This is a genomic window from Bacillus stratosphericus (assembly GCF_020524495.1).
In the GTDB taxonomy this organism is placed as follows: Bacteria; Bacillota; Bacilli; order Bacillales; family Bacillaceae; genus Bacillus; species Bacillus stratosphericus_B.
Genome location: NZ_JAIVLB010000098.1, coordinates 1 through 676, shown reverse-complemented (window position 1 = coordinate 676; position 676 = coordinate 1). Strand labels below are relative to the sequence as shown.

The 676-nt window shown below is 39.1% G+C and carries 1 protein-coding gene; it reads left to right on the top strand.

The annotated features are described in order from the left end of the window. A partial coding sequence (locus tag LC033_RS16650) for an XkdV family phage structural protein (RefSeq protein ID WP_226570351.1) occupies positions 1-676 on the top strand: 676 nt, incomplete at both ends.

The window sequence follows — 676 nt, the reverse complement described above, 5'->3', positions numbered from 1 at the left end:
ATATCACAATTATTGATCGTGTAGAAGGTCAAGCGGAATACATCTTGTCAGATCAAGAAATCAAACATTATGGTAACGTACAAGCCGAACTTAATTTGTACTATGCAAATGATCAATCTTTGTCCGTGCATCAGTTCTCTTTTAACATTTCAAAGTCCCTTATTGATCAAGATATTGTGCCGATAACGGAGTATTACGTGGATGAGTTCGAGGCGTTAAGAGAAATAATAAATCAGCTTTACGATGAATCTATCCAAACGATTGATGATTTGAGAGACAAGTTTGAGGAATTGGAAAATATCGAAACAACAGCCGGGGCGCAGCAGAAAGTAGATGTAGCGCTTCAAACTATGCAGGATAATGTAGCGAATTTTCAACAACGTAAGATTACGGCGGATGACGGTGCGCCTTTGATCTCAATGAAAGACACATCCGTCAGCATTTTGGACGTCATTATCAATAAAGGATTAGGACAAGGGACGTTTTATGCTATTGCGGGATCAAAGGATTTACCTAACCACCGTTCATTCAGAGGTTTTTACCATATGACGAACACAACGAACGGTAAAGCGAGTTTCGGTTGGGTGTATGCCACAGATTACGTTAACAACATTTACACCAACTATTTGAACAATAATGAATGGAGTGGTTGGGCAAGGTTGTCTAACCATAATTT